This window comes from Zoogloea sp., assembly GCF_041914405.1.
Lineage (GTDB): Bacteria > Pseudomonadota > Gammaproteobacteria > Burkholderiales > Rhodocyclaceae > Zoogloea.
The window spans coordinates 1-14,122 of record NZ_JAYSDK010000019.1 but is presented as its reverse complement, the minus strand read 5'-3'; the positions used below and the strand labels follow the sequence as shown (position 1 = coordinate 14,122).

Here is a 14,122-nt window from a genome sequence, read left to right as displayed (position 1 = left end):
CCTCCGGGAAATGGGTGGTTTCGGAATTGGTTGAGGTCAGGCGAGTTCGGCGATGTCCACGACGCGGAAGGCGACCTGGCCGGTGAGCTGGAGGGCCAGGCTGCGGCCGAAGGCGTGGCAGTCGGCGAGTTCTTCGCCGGTGGGGATGAGCTTGAGCTTGATGCCCGGGCAGGGCACCCGCAGCTTGAGCCCGCGCAGGCGGTCTTCGAGCATGCCGACCGCCTCGCCGCTCCAGCCGTAGGAGCCGAAGGCGGCGCCGAGCTTGCCCTTGAGGGGCACCTGGGTGAGGCAGGAGAGCAGATCCCAGACCGGCTTGACGGCGTCGCCATTGATCGTCGGCGAGCCGATGGCGAGACCGTCGGCTTCCTCGATGAGGTCCACGAATGGTGTGACTTCGCCGCCCTGCAGGTCGTAGACCGATACCCGCACGCCGTCCACGGTCTCGGCGCCGTCCTTGATGGCCTGGGCCATCACGGCGGTGTTGCCGTAGGCCGAGATGTAGAAGATCACCAGCGTCTTGTCGCGCTGGCTGGCCTCGTTGGCGAGCTGGCTCTCGGCGAGCTGGCGGTAGCGCTTCACGTAGCCGCGCGGGGCGTCCCGGTGGATCGGGCCGTGGGCGGGGCAGATGAGGTTCAGCGCCAGGTCTTCGACGAGGGGCAGGGCGGCCAGCACGTGCTCCCGGAAGGGCCGCATGATGTGCTGGTAGTAATACTCGAAGGAGAAGCGGAAGTCGCCGACCTTGTCGTTGAACAGGCGCGGGTCGCAGAAGTGGCAGCCGAAGATGTCGCCGGAGAACAGGATGCCGTCCTCGACGAGGTAGGTGCACTGGGTGTCGGGCCAGTGCAGGAAGGGCGTGTGCAGGAAGCGCAGGCTACGGTCGCCGAGGGACACGCTGTCGCCCTGGGTGACGGTGATGAAGTCCAGGGATTCGCCGTCCTGTTTGAGCAGCCCCTTGAGCATCAGCGGCGCTCGGTGGGAAATGTACAGGCGCGCCTGGGGCGCCCGCCGCAGCAGTTCGGGCAGCGCGCCGGTGTGGTCGGGTTCCAGGTGGTTGAGGACGATGGTGGTGATCTCGTCGTAGCGGGCCACCTGTTCGAGCCGGGAGAAGAACTCGTCGGCGAATTCCGCCTTCACCGTGTCGATGACCGCCACGCCCTCGCTGCCGCGCACGCAGTAGCTGTTGTAGGTGGTGCCGTTGGCGGTCTTGAGGATGATGTCGAAGCTGCGCAGGGTCGGGTCGAGGGCGCCGATCCAGTGCACGTCCTCCGCCACCGGGACGGCATCGAAATCGCCGCCGGGCCGGCGCAGGCGAACGGGGGCGGAGATCATCCGGGGCCTCCGCTGCCGCAGGGCGGGGTGTCGGGCTTGTGGCTGCAGCCTTCGCCGGGCGGTGTAGCAAGGAAGCCTTCGGACGGGCGGCCCAGGCTGGCGGCGATGGCGGCCGGCTCGAAGCCGAGCAGGTGGGTGTCGCCGATACGGATCAGCGGGCGGCGGATCAGCAGCGGCTCGGCCAGCAGCACGGCGAGGGCTTCGTCACGGGACAAGGCCTCGGGGTCGATCTCGCCCGACTTGACCCTGGGGGCGGCCCGGTTGAACCAGGCCGGCGACGGGTGCGGGGCGAGAAAGGCGAGCAGGCTGTCGGCGGTCCACGGGTGAGCGAGCAGGCTGCGGGGGGCGACCTCGCACCCCGCGGCCCGCAGGCTGGCCACCTGCTTCGTGTTCGTCGAACAGCCGGGCTTTTCGAAGAACTCGATGGTCGTCATGGCGGGCTCCCGTCAGCTGCTGCTCACCTTGGCAGCGGTGCCTTCCAGCGCACCGGCGGCTTCCATCAGCAGTTGCAGCGGGATGCCGGTGAGGGAACCCGGCGGGTTGAGGGCATCACCCAGCTCATCGACGATGGCGCCTTCGATCGGGCAGATCGCCGCGCACTGGGCGTCCGCGAAGTCGCCGGCGCATTCGGTGCACTTGTCGGGGTCGATCTCGAAGTGCGGGGAAGCGGAGTAGATCGCCTTGTTGGGGCAAAGGGGCTCACAGGCCCAGCAGTTCACGCACAGGTCGTTGATTTCGAGTGCCATCGCAGCGCTCCTTGTTATGGGCTTGGGTGGGGCTCCCGGGGCGCCGCTCTGGCGGACGGCGCTCCGGGAGCGGTCTGCATGCCTGGGTCAGGGCTGGAGACTCAGGCGGCAGACTGGGCAGGGGCTTCGACGGGGGCGACCAGCTTGCCGGCGGCGGCCATCTCGGCATACACGGCCATCACCGCGTCCTCGATGCCTTCCATGGCGTGCTCTCCGTTCGGCGCGATGCCGGCTTCTTCCAGCAGGCCCCAGGGCTCGTAACCGATCTTCGAGCACAGCACCACTTCGCAGCCTTCCAGCGTCTTGACGGTCTGCTGCAGGGTGGTGTCCGCGTCGCCGCAGGTGTCGCCGCCGCTGCAGTAGAGGTCGGTCTTGCGGTGGCCGAGGAAGCGCACGCCCTTCTCGGAGGCCTCGTAGACCAGGAACTCCTTGGCGTGCCCGAAGTGCTGGTTGATCACCCCGCCGCCGCTGGTGGCCACGGCCATCTTGACCGGCCGCAGGGCTTCCTTGGTGGCGAGGCCGCTCATGTCGAGGGCGACCAGCTTCGGTGCCGGTGCGGCAGCCTTGGCGTTGCGCTTTTCTTCCAGCTCGGCGGCGATGCGGTCGCGGACTTCGGCGCGGCGGGCCGCTGCACCTTCCAGATCGAGCTCGTACTCGGCGATCTTGTCGAGCGTGAACTCCGCACCGCGGTCCTCGCCGAGCAGGCCGACGGCGTCGGCACGGCACTGGCGGCAGTGGCGCATCATGTTCATGTCGCCGGCACAGGCGTCCTGCAGGGCCTGCAGTTCGTCCTGAGTGGGGCCGCGCTGGCCGGTCAGGCCGTAGAAGGTGCCGTGCTCGGCCTCGGCGATCAGCGGCATCACGTTGTGCAGGAAGGCACCCTTGGACTTCACGACGCGGCTGACTTCCTTCAGGTGCTCGTCATTGACGCCGGGGATCATCACCGAGTTCACCTTGACCAGGATGCCCTTGGCGATACATGCCTCAAGGCCCTTCTGCTGCTGCTCGATGAGGATCGCGGCGCCTTCGCGGCCCTTGATGCGCTTGTTGTTCCAGAAAATCCACGGATAGATCTTGGCGCCTACGTCGGGATCGACGCAGTTGATGGTGATCGTCACGTGGTCGATGTTGTGTTTGGCGATCTCGTCCACCGACTGCGGCAGCATCAGACCATTGGTCGATACGCACAGCTTGATGTCCGGAGCGTGTTCGCTGAGCATCTGGAAGGTCGCGAAGGTACGCTCGGGGTTGGCCAAGGGGTCTCCCGGCCCCGCGATGCCCAGCACGCTCATCTGCGGGATCTCCGATGCCACGACGAGAGTCTTCTTGGCTGCCTGGTCGGGGGTCAGCAGTTCCGACACCACGCCGGGACGTGACTCGTTGGCGCAGTCGTACTTGCGGTTGCAGTAGTGGCACTGGATGTTGCACGCCGGGGCGACGGCCACGTGCATCCGCGCGAAGTGATGGTGGGCGTCTTCCGAATAGCAGGGGTGGTTGAACACCTTCTGCAGGATTTCGTCCGGGATCTGATTGAGCTGGTCCGCGGTCGACCCGCAGGAATGCGAACTACACCCGCCGCCGCCGGATTCGGCGGTATTGCTGATCACTGGCAGTTCCATGGTTGGTCCCCACTCGGTTCGTTTGTGGGTGTGGAATTGCAAGCCGCGTACCAGCTCGTGGCGTGTGCTTAAGTGTTTGAAATTTAATGAATGTCGTCTCCCCGTGGGGCGTGCCTGTAGTGAATGTCACAGGGCGAGCGCCGCGCAGCGTGAGGAATGCGACAGCTACAAACGAAACCGCGGCCGGGAGGCCGCGGATTTTCGCAATCAGGGACAATCCGGCATCACGCGCGGATCGGCACCAGCGCGGGTTCCGGCATCAGTTTGCGGTTGATGGCGGCGAGCTTCTCGATCTGGCGGCTGACGTTGTACTGGACGCGCTCGGCGATGCGGTCGATGACGCGGCGCATATCGTCGCCGAGCTCTTCCATCACGAGGGAGCGGTTCTTCATCTGGATGACGATGCGGCACAACTTGTCGGCGCCACCGCCACGGGGACCGTTGATGTCCGACAGGCGCACGCTGACGGACTGGACGACGTGGCCGAAGCGGCCAAGGGCGCCCTGGATGCGCCGTGCGGCATGGGTACGCAGGGTCTTGGCAGCAGGCAGGCCCTTGGCCTTGATCTGGACTTCCATTCTTATCTCCTTTGCGTTTCGGAGAGTCCACTGTATGGGTATCAATGAATCAGGTAAAGACGTATTAATCGAAGCTTTGTTTCGATATATTCGAATCTTTACAAATGCTGCGGTGGCCCCGTGAATCTCAAGCATCTGTTCTATTTCTGGAAGACCGCGCGTAGCGGCGGCGTGGTCAAAGCCGGCGAGGCGCTGCATGTCACGCCGCAGACCATCAGCGGCCAGATCCGCCTGCTGGAAGACAGCCTGGACACCCAATTGTTCACCCGCGACGGGCGGAGCCTGGAGCTGACGCCGGCCGGGCGGATGGCGATGGAGTACGCCGACGAGATGTTCTCGCTGAGCGCTGAACTTGAGCAGGCGCTGCGCCACTATCCGAAGGGGCGGCCGGTGGAGTTCCGGGTCGGCGTCTCGGACGCAGTGCCCAAATCGATCGCCTATCGCCTGCTGCGGCCGGCGGTGGATCCCGCCGATCCGGTGCGCATCATCTGCCGGGAGTGGCGTCTGGACCGGCTGTTGACCGAGTTGGCGGTGCACAAGCTGGATCTGGTGATCGCCGATTCGCCGATTCCACCCAGCGTCGATGTGCGGGCTTATAACCACCGCCTTGGGGAGTCGGGTTTGAGCTTCATCGCCGCACGTTCCCTGCTCGGCGAGCAGCTTCCCGAGTTTCCGGCCTGCATGGGGAACCTGCCTACCCTGCTGCCTGGTGAGGATTCGGCGATCCGCCGCAAGTTTGAGGACTGGCTGGATCGTAAGCGGCTCAGGCCGCGCATCGTCGGCGAGTTCGACGACACGGCACTGATGACGGCTTTCGGCCGCGCCGGTGTCGGGGCCTTCGTGGTGCCGACGGCGATCGAGCAGGAGATCCTCGGGACTGGAGACTTGCTGGTGCTGGGGCGGGCGGAGGAGGTGCGTATCGAGTACTACGCGATCTCGGTCGAACGGCGTCTTACGCATCCTTGTGTGCTGGCCATCTCGGATGCAGCCAAGGCCGGGCTGGAGGCGATGGGGAGCGGTGGGTTCGTGACCCAGGGAGAACCAGGCTGAAAAAAAGCCCTGCCTGGGCCGGAGGGCCGCGGGCAGGGCGAGGCTAGTGGTCGGTTGGGGCTTGCTATTCGAGGAGCAATCAGCCGTTCTGCTGGATGCCGGCGAGCAGCCAGCCACCATTGCCGCTGCGCGGCTTGGTGAGGTGCCACAGTTCGTCGATGCCTTCCGGCGCGGCGTTCGGATCCTCCCGCAGCAGTCCGGTGAAGCGCACGGTGACGATGTAGCGCTCGGCCTCCTCGGCGACGTCGATGACTTCCGCATTGAGGGAGACCACGTCGGTCTTCTGTGCGGTGGCCGGTTCCTCCATCCAGTTCATCTTGATCTCGGCAAACATCTCCGGGGTGGTGTACTCCCGAACGTCCTCAAGGTTGCGCGCATCGTTGGCGGCCTGCAGGCGGATGAAGTTCATCTTGGCGTGGCGCACGAAGCCTTCGGCGTCGAAGTCGGCCGGGATGTTACGGGCCGGCATCGCGGCGGCAGGAGCCGCAGCGGCTGCCGCGCTGCCGCCACCGAAAGCGGGCGTCGCGTTGCTGCTGTTGTTGCCGTAGGACTGGGGCGCGCCGGAATACTGCATCGGGCTTGCACCTGCACCTGCCAGCGCCGGCTGCTGGGCGACCGCGCGGCGGCGCATGAAGAAGCCGATCAGCGCGATGGCGGCAAAGGCGATCAGGGCCATCGTCATCATCGAGGCGAGTTCCTCACCGAAACCGAAATGGGACGCCAGGGCGGCCAGACCGATACCGGCGGCCAGACCGGCCAGCGGACCCATCCACGAACGCTTGGGCGTAGCGGCGGCGGCAGCGGCGCCGGCGGCCTGCTGGGTGTGGGGCGCAGCGGCAGCACCCGGCGCCTGGGCCGGGGTCGCCGGCGTGGCGTTAGGGGACTTGGGCTGGCTGAGTTCCTGGCGCTGCATGCCCGAAGACTTGCCGCCACCAAAGCGCTTGGCGGCGTCTGCATCGCCGGTTACGAGGGTTAGGCCCAGCGCCAGGGCGGCGCTCATCAGGGCAAAGGATTTCATGCATGTCTCCTGTGATTGGGGTAGCGACAGGTCAACAATAGCGCCACTTGAAATTAAATAAAATCAGAATTGCCTGTAGTAAATCTTCGGAAAAAATTGAATGAAGCCTGCTTTTTCGAGGACGTGAGCGTTGTCTGCATCAGCGTTTGCCGCTGAAGTTTGTACATGGATCGGTCCGTGGCGTTGGGGCGGTGTACCAGATGTAGGAATAGGGGCGGGTCGAGCGGTTTGCGTCCGGTTCGTCGCCGGTTTCCTCGAAGGCGATGCTGACGATCCGGGCGTCGGGCTTGAGGCGGGCCAGCAACTGTGGCACGCCATAGTCGCTGCGCACATGACCATTGCCGGCGACCAGGATGGCCGGATGTTCGGCGACGCGTGTCAGTTCGGTGGCCATGGCGCTGTCACGGGCGCGCTGCGCGAGGCGCATGGCGGGCACCCGGTTGGACGGCAACTGGCCGCAGTGGCTGTCCACCAGGTCGGCGTCCAGCGCCTGCATGGCGGCCTCGGACAGCGGGCTGGCGGCGAGCGTGGCGGCAAGGTCAGGCGGCAGGGCATCGATGCCGCTGCGCACCGCGTTGCGGGTGTGTTCGCGGGAAAGGTTGGCGCCGATGACGCCGATGCCGGCTTGCGCCAGTCCGCCGAACAGGGGTTTGTGCGTTGGCCATTGCCAGGCTGTGGCGTCGAAGCCGGCGGCTTCCAGGGCTGTCTGGATGTGTTCGACGGGGCCGGCGTCGAGACGCCGCCCCCTGTCCAGGTGCTCGGCCACCACGCTCCGTACGCCCAGGGCGGTGATCAGCTCGGCGCGCAAGCGATGGTGATGTGGGCTGTCGTGGATCTCGCCAAGGAGCAGAAAATCCGCTTGGCGGAGGCGGTTGAGCAGTTCGGGTTGGCTAAGCGATTGCCCCGTCCGGGTATCAACGATGCGTTCGCCGTCAGGTGCGGCAGCCTGGGCGGCAACGTGAAGGATCAGGCCCCCCAGAAGGGCGCTCAAGTGCTGTTTCATGGCTCGGGCGTTGGCTCTCCGGTCGGTTGAAGTCACCGGGAGGCCTGTTGACGTCGATGGTGCCTGGGAGTTCAGCGCGAACCATTGTGACGTAGAAGCAGGATCCGGCCGGCCCGGAGCGATTGCCAGGCCGGCCGGATCGTCGCTGGTGAGGCGGTGCGTTCAGATCTGCCTGACCGTGATGTTGAGGGTCTGGATGCGGTAGGCGATCTGCCGTGGAGTCATGCCCAGCAGGCGCGCGGCTTTGGCCTGGACCCAGCCGGCCTGCTCCAGCGCGGCAATGACGCGCTCCCGTTCGTCCATGTTCTCGTCGTTCAGGTCCACGCTGCTGATCGGAGCGGTAGCAGCGCTGGGGGCACGAGGCCGCGGGGGCTGCAACCGTTCCTCGATGCCGGACAGCAGGACCAGATCGCGGTCGATGTGGCTGCCTTCGCACATGACGGCGGCCCGCTCCAGACAGTTTTCCAGTTCGCGCACATTACCCGGCCACATGTGCTGGGTCAGCAGGCGCAGCGCGCTGTCGGTGATGCCCAGTTCGCGGCCCTGCAACTTGGCGATCTTGGTGACCAGGAAGTTGGCGATCTCCGGGATGTCCTCGATGCGGTCGCGCAGTGGTGGCACGTAGATCGGCATGACGTTGAGGCGGTAGTACAAGTCCTCGCGGAACTTGCCTTCCTCGACGGCCATTTCCAGGTCGCGGTGGGTGGCGGCGATGACGCGGACGTCCACCTTCAGCGTGCGGCTGCCGCCAACGCGTTCGAGTTCGCCTTCCTGCAGGATGCGCAGCAGCTTGGCCTGGAACGCGGCAGAGACTTCTCCGATCTCGTCGAGGAAGAGAGTGCCACCGTCGGCCTGCTCGAAGCGCCCCTTGCGCTGGGAGACCGCGCCTGTAAAGGCACCTTTCTCGTGGCCGAAGAGTTCGGATTCGAGCAGATTTTCGGGCAGCGCCGCGCAGTTGAGCTTGACGAAGGGGCTGGCCGAGCGCGGCGAGTTGTAGTGGATGGCGCTGGCAATCAGTTCCTTGCCGGTGCCGGTCTCGCCACGGATCAAGACCGTGGTGTTCCACTTGGCGACCTGCCGGAGCTGGTCGAAGACCCGCTTCATCGGCTCGGAGCGCCCGACGATGGACGAAAACCCGTACTGGCCGCGTACTGCCCGGCGTAGGTCGTCACGCTCGTCCACCAGGTCGCGCTTTTCCTTGGCGACCTGGCGGGCCAGGCGAACGCTCTGGGCGATCAGGTTGGCGACCATCTCCTGGAAGTGGGCGCGTTCGTCGAGGAGGCCGTCGTCAGAGGTGTCGGGCTGGCTGGCCAGGACGCCGACCAGTTCGGAGCCGATGCGGATCGGTACGGCGATGAAGGGCTTGTCGGGGGCGTAGGCGCCGAGGCGGTCGAGGAAGCGCCGTTCGCGGGCGACTTCATCGAGGATCACGCTGCGGCCGCGTTCCAGCACCAGGCCGAGGATGCCCTCGCCGCGGGAATAGCGAATGTGGCCGGCGGCCTCCACGTCGAGGCCGTGGGCTGCGCTGATGAAGAGTTCGTTGCCGGTTTCGTCGCTGAGGAGGGCGACGAGGCCCAGGCGCAGGCCGCAGCCTTCGCCGATGACCTGGAGCACTTCCTTGAGGGTGTCCTGCAAATCGAGGGAGCGGGACAGGATCTGGCTGACGCTGAACAGCGTATCCAGCTCTGCTTCAAGAAGAGCGCCAGGGGCCTGGATCAGATTTTCGCTCACGGGCGTCGGGTCCATTCAATGGCGTGCATTGGCTCAGTTTCCCGATGGAGGGAAACCGATGATGAAACGGCATCCGCCGGTGTAGTCTGGGTCGATGTCAATGGTGCCTTCGTGGCGCGTGACCACGTCCTGGGCGATCGCCAGGCCCATTCCGACGGAATGGGAGAGAGGGCGCTTGGTGGTGAAGAAAGGTTCGTACACCTTGTGCCGCAGTTCCTGCGAGATGCCCGGGCCGGTATCCTCGATGACGGCGACGATCCGCCCGTCCTTTTCTTCGGTGCGGACCTTGAGTTCCCTGACATTGCGGCCGCGTTCATTCATCGCCTCGATGGCATTCTCGACGATCTCCTTGAACATGCTGCGCAGCATGTTGGCCCGGCCATGGAAATGGCTGAGGCGAGAAGTTGGCTGCCAGGCGACGGTGATGCCGGCAGCGAGCAGGCGCTCGGTCAGCAGCATCAGTACGTCGCGCAGGATGTCGTTGAGATTGACTGGTGCGGTAGCCTCCTGGGGGGCTTCCGGCATCGAGGCCTCGAAGGTGCCCAGTGCGGCCTCGCCGGCGGTGAGGGCTTCCTTGAGGGCGTTCTTCAGCATCGCTGTGTCGATCTGGGTGCCGCGGCGGTCGAGCATGTTGGCGGCGGCGCGGATCATGTTCAGCGGGCCGCGCAGCTGGTAGACCGCGCCGGACAGGGTCTCGCGCAGGCTCTGAACCAGTTCGGCCTCAGCCATCGTGGCGCGGATCGCGCCGATGCGCTCCATCTCGCGCTGGCGCTTGGCGGCGGTGATGTCCTTGATGAGGAGCATCAGGTAGGCGCGGGCCTGAGGGTCGAAAAAGGAGTCGGCCTTGGCATCCTGTTGTTCGAACCAGGAGCCGGAGCAGGAGAACCAGCGGGCGGCCTTGCCGGAAGCCGGATGGACGCAGATTTCCTCGTCGACGAAGTTGCGCCCGCCGAGCTTGGGTGGCTCGAAGGCCAGACCGATGGTATTGCGCAGTTCCGCGAGAACCTGCTTCGCGGGGTCGGTTACGCCGAGGTCATCGGTCAGCTTTTTGTATTCGTGGTTGTCCAGCACGACCTGCTGCTGGTCGTCCAGCAGCGCGATGGAGATCGGTGCCACATCGATGACGGACTCGATCAGCGCTTTCTGGTTCTGGACCTTCTGCTTGAGGGCGTGCAGCGCGGTGACGTCCCGGTGCATGCCGAGGCAGTAGGCGGTCTCACCCTTCGAGTCCAGGATCGGGGTGATGGTCAATTCGGCAATGTAGCGGGAGCCGTCCTTGCGCCGATTGACGAGGGTGCCGTTCCAGGTCTTCTTGTCGTGCAGGGATTTCCACAGCGTCTCGTAGACCGAGCGCGGGGTTGTCTTGTAAGACAGGATCGACTCGTTGAGTCCCAGGACTTCGTTTGGTGCGTAGCCGGTGACACCCTCGAAGGCCGGGTTGGCGTACAGAATGCGCGCCTGCGGGTCGGTGATCGAAATGGCGATCGGGGCTTGTTCGACGGCCTCCAGAAATAGCCAGATACGACTGGGGAACGCCTGCGCTGCGGCGATCTCGCTCACGAGGTCGTCATTGCTCGACGCATTTTCGAGGGCCTTGGCGAGGGCCGCCCTAAGTGCTTCCACGCGCACGGCTGTCGGCGGCTGGCCATTTACATCCCCGTTCGGACGGGGTCGGCCGTTGGTGACCTCTGACATCGCGAAACCTCGACTCTGAACAGTGCCCACAAGAGGGGCGGATTTGACTGTGGTCCCTATCGGCGGGGACCGATGGTGGGTGATGAGCCTATTAAGCAAGGACCGGGCCTTTCCCGCGACGCAGCCCCCAGCCACTTCTGAGTACGCTTTGTTTCTTTTTGTGAATCAAAGATATGGATTTTTCGGATGGGGCGGGCTGGTTTTGCACCGCATCTGCCGCGGCGCCTTCTCGCTCCGGGGAGCGTAGCCCCATGCTGGTGCATTGCTCCCCGGCAGGATCCTGCGTCCAGCCCACCGCCCTATCACAGTGCGTAAGGCGAGTGCAGCCAGCGGCGCACGATTTCCTCATCCCGGCGGGGCAGGTAGGCGAAACCCGCATTGGCATCTTCCATCACGACGCGCGCCACCCAGTGCGGCACGGCTTTGGTCGTCAGCATGTGGAAGTACCAAGCGAAGGGATAGCCAGCAGCCCGGTCGAAGGACACCAGTGCGTCGTGGAGGGCCAGCTCTCGGGTTCCCTCGCGGGCCCAGAAAGCTGGCGGTTCGCCGTCGATTGCAGGGACCGGCTGGGCGCGGATGACGCTCTGCTGGAAGCGATCGAGGTGTTCGCGAACTGCGATGACCCACTGGTTGCTGAAGGCGGTCGCATGCCCGGCGCTGGATTCGCTCCAGTCGTCGGTGAAGCGATGGATGGGTTGTGCCTCGGGCGTCTGCTGGCGCAGGCGGGCCAGCAGGTCGCCGATGTGGGTGAGACGCCGGAAAGTGTAGTAGGGCAGTCCGATGGGCTGACCATTATGGTGGCCGAGATCCGGATCGATAAGTTCATCGATTCCGCTGGGGGCGGGTGTCTGTCCGAACAGGGTGTGGGCCTGCGTCTCCTGCAGGTCTTCGATCTCCAACTGCAGGAAGTCGGTGGATTTCTCGCCCGTGGATGCCACGAAATAATGGGTACGCCCCACGCGCCGGGTTGCGATCAGCCCCTTGCCTGCGTATTCGTCGCGCAGCGCGTCGAAATCCCCTTCGCAAGCCGCCAAGGTCATTTCTGCCCAGCTTTCCAGGTCATCCGAGATGCGCGACCCATCTGCGGCAAAGACGCCGCCGAGACGATACCAGCCACCGCGGCAGAGGGTTCGGCGGAAGTGGAGTTCCGGAAGATGGCGGGCCAGCTCCTTGGCAAGGATGCCGGGGCCAGCAGAAACGGGGACAAGGGTGCTGACTTCAATCACCGACGCTTCGAGAGCCTTGGCGCGCTCGGTCCAGCTCGGGTTCGCATTCATGGGCGTGCTCCTTCTATTCTTGCTGTGACATGAGGAAATTTGAATTGGGCTCGCCTTCGAGGCCCCTGCCTACCGGGCAGGTTGGGGCTGGCGCGATGGAAGGAGCGCGCGAGGTGACAAATCCTGGGTTCAGGGGCGAGCCGGGCGCAGAGAATGGCCTGGCGATCGACCGTGTGGGGCTGCTCTCAGCCTAGACCGCAACGTGATATGGCAAAGATTGACGCGGGGTCAATCGTCGTCGTCGTCCAACTGACGACGGGGAACGGTCTGGGGGTCACAAATGATCCCGCGATAGATTTCCACGCGGTCGCCAGGCTTGAGCGGGGCTTCCAGTTTGACCAGTTTCCCGAATACGCCGACTTTCTGGCTGTCCAGGTCGATATGAGGGAACTGCTTGAGGATGCCCGAGGCTTCGATGGCATCGCGGGCGGAAGCGCCATCGGGCACCTCGATGGTCAGCCAGACCTGCTGGGACGGCTCGGAATAAGCAACGCCAACTTGCATGGTTTAGAACTCCTGATGTGCTCGGGCCCTGGGCTGGGTGGCCGATTGCGGTTCGGTGTTGTGCCGCAAGCTGAGCTGACCAGGACTCGACTAATTGTGTGAAGCGCGCCGCAGTGACCCGCAATGCTGGGAGGTAGGTGGGGTGCGGCAATATCGCTCGACCGGCTTGTCAATGGCACAGCATGTCCTGTGCCAGCTGCTCGAAAGATTTATTTCAATAAAAATCAAATGTTTGTTGTACGAGATGGCTGATTTTTCTGCGGCGATTTCCGACAATTGTCGGGAATACGACAGCGGGGGCCGGTATTGCGGTCTGTTGTATGCAAGCGTAATTGAAGTGCTTCGTTTATCCATGCATAAGCCGTGTTTGCGCATCCGTAGCGAACGGACAAAGGCCTCGGATCGCCCCGGCGGGCGGGCCTTCTTGCGGCGCAATAAAGTTGATCTGTGTCAAAATGTCGCCCTTATCGCGGCGTATCCTTCCGCGAAGCCTGCCGCCGGTCCGCCCGGTGTGCAGTCAGGGGGGTTTTGTTTTCTTTTGATGAGGTGACTCACAATGCAATCGCAGACTTACAACTATAAAGTCGTGCGGCAGTTCGCCATCATGACGGTGGTATGGGGCATCGTGGGCATGCTGGTCGGCGTTATCGTCGCAGCACAGCTCGTGTGGCCCGAATTGAACGTTGCCGAATGGCTGCACTTTGGACGGCTTCGCCCGCTCCACACCAACGCGGTGATCTTTGCGTTTGGTGGCTGTGCTCTCTTTGCAACGTCGTACTACTGTGTGCAGCGTACCTGCCACACCCGCTTGTTTGCCCCGGGCCTTGCTGCCTTCACTTTCTGGGGCTGGCAACTGGTCATCCTGCTGGCTGCGATTTCGCTCCCGCTGGGTTTCACCTCCGGCAAGGAATACGCCGAACTGGAGTGGCCGATCGACATCCTGATCACTGTCGTGTGGGTTTCCTACGCGATCGTTTTCTTCGGCACCATCGCTACCCGCAAGACCACGCATATTTACGTGGCGAACTGGTTCTATGGCGCCTTCATCCTGACCGTTGCCTTGCTGCATCTGGTCAACAGCGCTGAAGTGCCGGTTTCCCTGACCAAGTCCTATTCCGCCTATGCTGGTGTTCAGGATGCGATGATCCAGTGGTGGTACGGTCACAATGCGGTGGGCTTCTTCCTCACCGCCGGCTTCCTGGGCATGATGTACTACTTCGTGCCGAAGCAGGCCGGTCGTCCGGTTTACTCCTACCGCCTGTCGGTGGTGCACTTCTGGGCGCTGATCTTCACCTACATGTGGGCGGGCCCGCACCATCTGCACTTCACTGCGCTTCCCGATTGGACCCAGTCCGTTGGTATGGTTTTCTCCCTGATCCTGCTGGCTCCGTCCTGGGGCGGCATGATCAACGGGATCATGACCCTTTCTGGCGCCTGGCATAAGCTGCGTACCGACCCGATCCTGAAGTTCCTGATCACTTCGCTGTCCTTCTACGGTATGTCTACGTTTGAAGGCCCGATGATGTCCATCAAGACGGTCAATGCGCTGTCCCACTACACCGACTGGACCGT

General features: G+C 64.1%; 14 protein-coding genes. 3 read left to right on the top strand and 11 right to left on the bottom strand.

Features of this window, described 5'->3' with window-relative positions; translation table 11 throughout:
• Positions 1-36: 36 nt before the first annotated feature.
• The 5 genes from ACE3RX_RS12700 to ACE3RX_RS12680 all read right to left on the bottom strand — a co-directional run bounded on the left by ACE3RX_RS12700 (position 37) and on the right by ACE3RX_RS12680 (position 4,272).
• Positions 37-1,329 (bottom strand): FprA family A-type flavoprotein, encoded by a 1,293-nt coding sequence (locus ACE3RX_RS12700; RefSeq protein ID WP_374484062.1) that lies wholly within the window; start codon positions 1,327-1,329, stop codon positions 37-39.
• Positions 1,326-1,763, bottom strand: a complete 438-nt coding sequence (locus ACE3RX_RS12695; protein WP_374484059.1) for an ArsC/Spx/MgsR family protein — start codon at positions 1,761-1,763, stop codon at positions 1,326-1,328. Before ACE3RX_RS12695 ends, ACE3RX_RS12700 begins: the two co-directional genes overlap by 4 nt.
• Before the next feature lie 12 nt (positions 1,764-1,775).
• A complete protein-coding gene (locus ACE3RX_RS12690; protein WP_374484057.1) occupies positions 1,776-2,075 on the bottom strand; it encodes a 4Fe-4S binding protein in 300 nt (99 codons plus the stop codon).
• Between the two features lie 101 nt (positions 2,076-2,176).
• Positions 2,177-3,694 (bottom strand): nitrogenase cofactor biosynthesis protein NifB, encoded by a 1,518-nt coding sequence (nifB, locus tag ACE3RX_RS12685; RefSeq protein ID WP_374484055.1) that lies wholly within the window; start codon positions 3,692-3,694, stop codon positions 2,177-2,179.
• Positions 3,695-3,918: 224 nt separating this feature from the next.
• A complete protein-coding gene (locus ACE3RX_RS12680) occupies positions 3,919-4,272 on the bottom strand; it encodes an HPF/RaiA family ribosome-associated protein (protein ID WP_374484052.1) in 354 nt (117 codons plus the stop codon).
• Positions 4,273-4,392: 120 nt separating this feature from the next.
• On the opposite strand from ACE3RX_RS12680, the gene nhaR reads away from it, so the two are divergent.
• Positions 4,393-5,322: a transcriptional activator NhaR gene (gene nhaR, locus ACE3RX_RS12675; protein WP_374484049.1), complete on the top strand. Its 930-nt coding sequence runs from the start codon at positions 4,393-4,395 to the stop codon at positions 5,320-5,322.
• Positions 5,323-5,401: 79 nt separating this feature from the next.
• Here nhaR and ACE3RX_RS12670 read toward each other — a convergent pair whose 3' ends face one another.
• The 6 genes from ACE3RX_RS12670 to ACE3RX_RS12645 all read right to left on the bottom strand — a co-directional run bounded on the left by ACE3RX_RS12670 (position 5,402) and on the right by ACE3RX_RS12645 (position 12,550).
• Positions 5,402-6,340: a Tim44 domain-containing protein gene (locus tag ACE3RX_RS12670; RefSeq protein ID WP_374484045.1), complete on the bottom strand. Its 939-nt coding sequence runs from the start codon at positions 6,338-6,340 to the stop codon at positions 5,402-5,404.
• A gap of 139 nt (positions 6,341-6,479) precedes the next feature.
• A complete protein-coding gene (locus ACE3RX_RS12665; RefSeq protein ID WP_374484042.1) occupies positions 6,480-7,331 on the bottom strand; it encodes a ChaN family lipoprotein in 852 nt (283 codons plus the stop codon).
• Between the two features lie 174 nt (positions 7,332-7,505).
• Positions 7,506-9,074 carry a nif-specific transcriptional activator NifA gene (gene nifA / locus ACE3RX_RS12660; RefSeq protein ID WP_374484039.1) on the bottom strand — a complete coding sequence of 523 codons (1,569 nt, stop codon included), beginning with the start codon at positions 9,072-9,074 and terminating at the stop codon, positions 7,506-7,508.
• Between the two features lie 33 nt (positions 9,075-9,107).
• Positions 9,108-10,697, bottom strand: a complete 1,590-nt coding sequence (nifL, locus tag ACE3RX_RS12655) for a nitrogen fixation negative regulator NifL (protein WP_374484036.1) — start codon at positions 10,695-10,697, stop codon at positions 9,108-9,110.
• 374 nt (positions 10,698-11,071) lie between these two features.
• On the bottom strand, positions 11,072-12,046 hold the full coding sequence (locus ACE3RX_RS12650) for a hypothetical protein (protein WP_374484033.1): 975 nt from the start codon (positions 12,044-12,046) through the stop codon (positions 11,072-11,074).
• 228 nt (positions 12,047-12,274) lie between these two features.
• Complete coding sequence (locus tag ACE3RX_RS12645; RefSeq protein WP_374484029.1) at positions 12,275-12,550, bottom strand: RnfH family protein; 276 nt, start codon at positions 12,548-12,550, stop codon at positions 12,275-12,277.
• Positions 12,551-12,644: 94 nt separating this feature from the next.
• On the opposite strand from ACE3RX_RS12645, the gene ACE3RX_RS12640 reads away from it, so the two are divergent.
• Both ACE3RX_RS12640 and ccoN read left to right on the top strand, forming a co-directional pair.
• Complete coding sequence (locus ACE3RX_RS12640) at positions 12,645-13,100, top strand: hypothetical protein (RefSeq protein WP_374484027.1); 456 nt, start codon at positions 12,645-12,647, stop codon at positions 13,098-13,100.
• A 6-nt stretch (positions 13,101-13,106) separates the two neighbouring features.
• Positions 13,107-14,122, top strand: a 1,016-nt coding sequence (ccoN, locus tag ACE3RX_RS12635; RefSeq protein WP_374484023.1) for a cytochrome-c oxidase, cbb3-type subunit I, incomplete at its 3' end; no start/stop codon positions are given.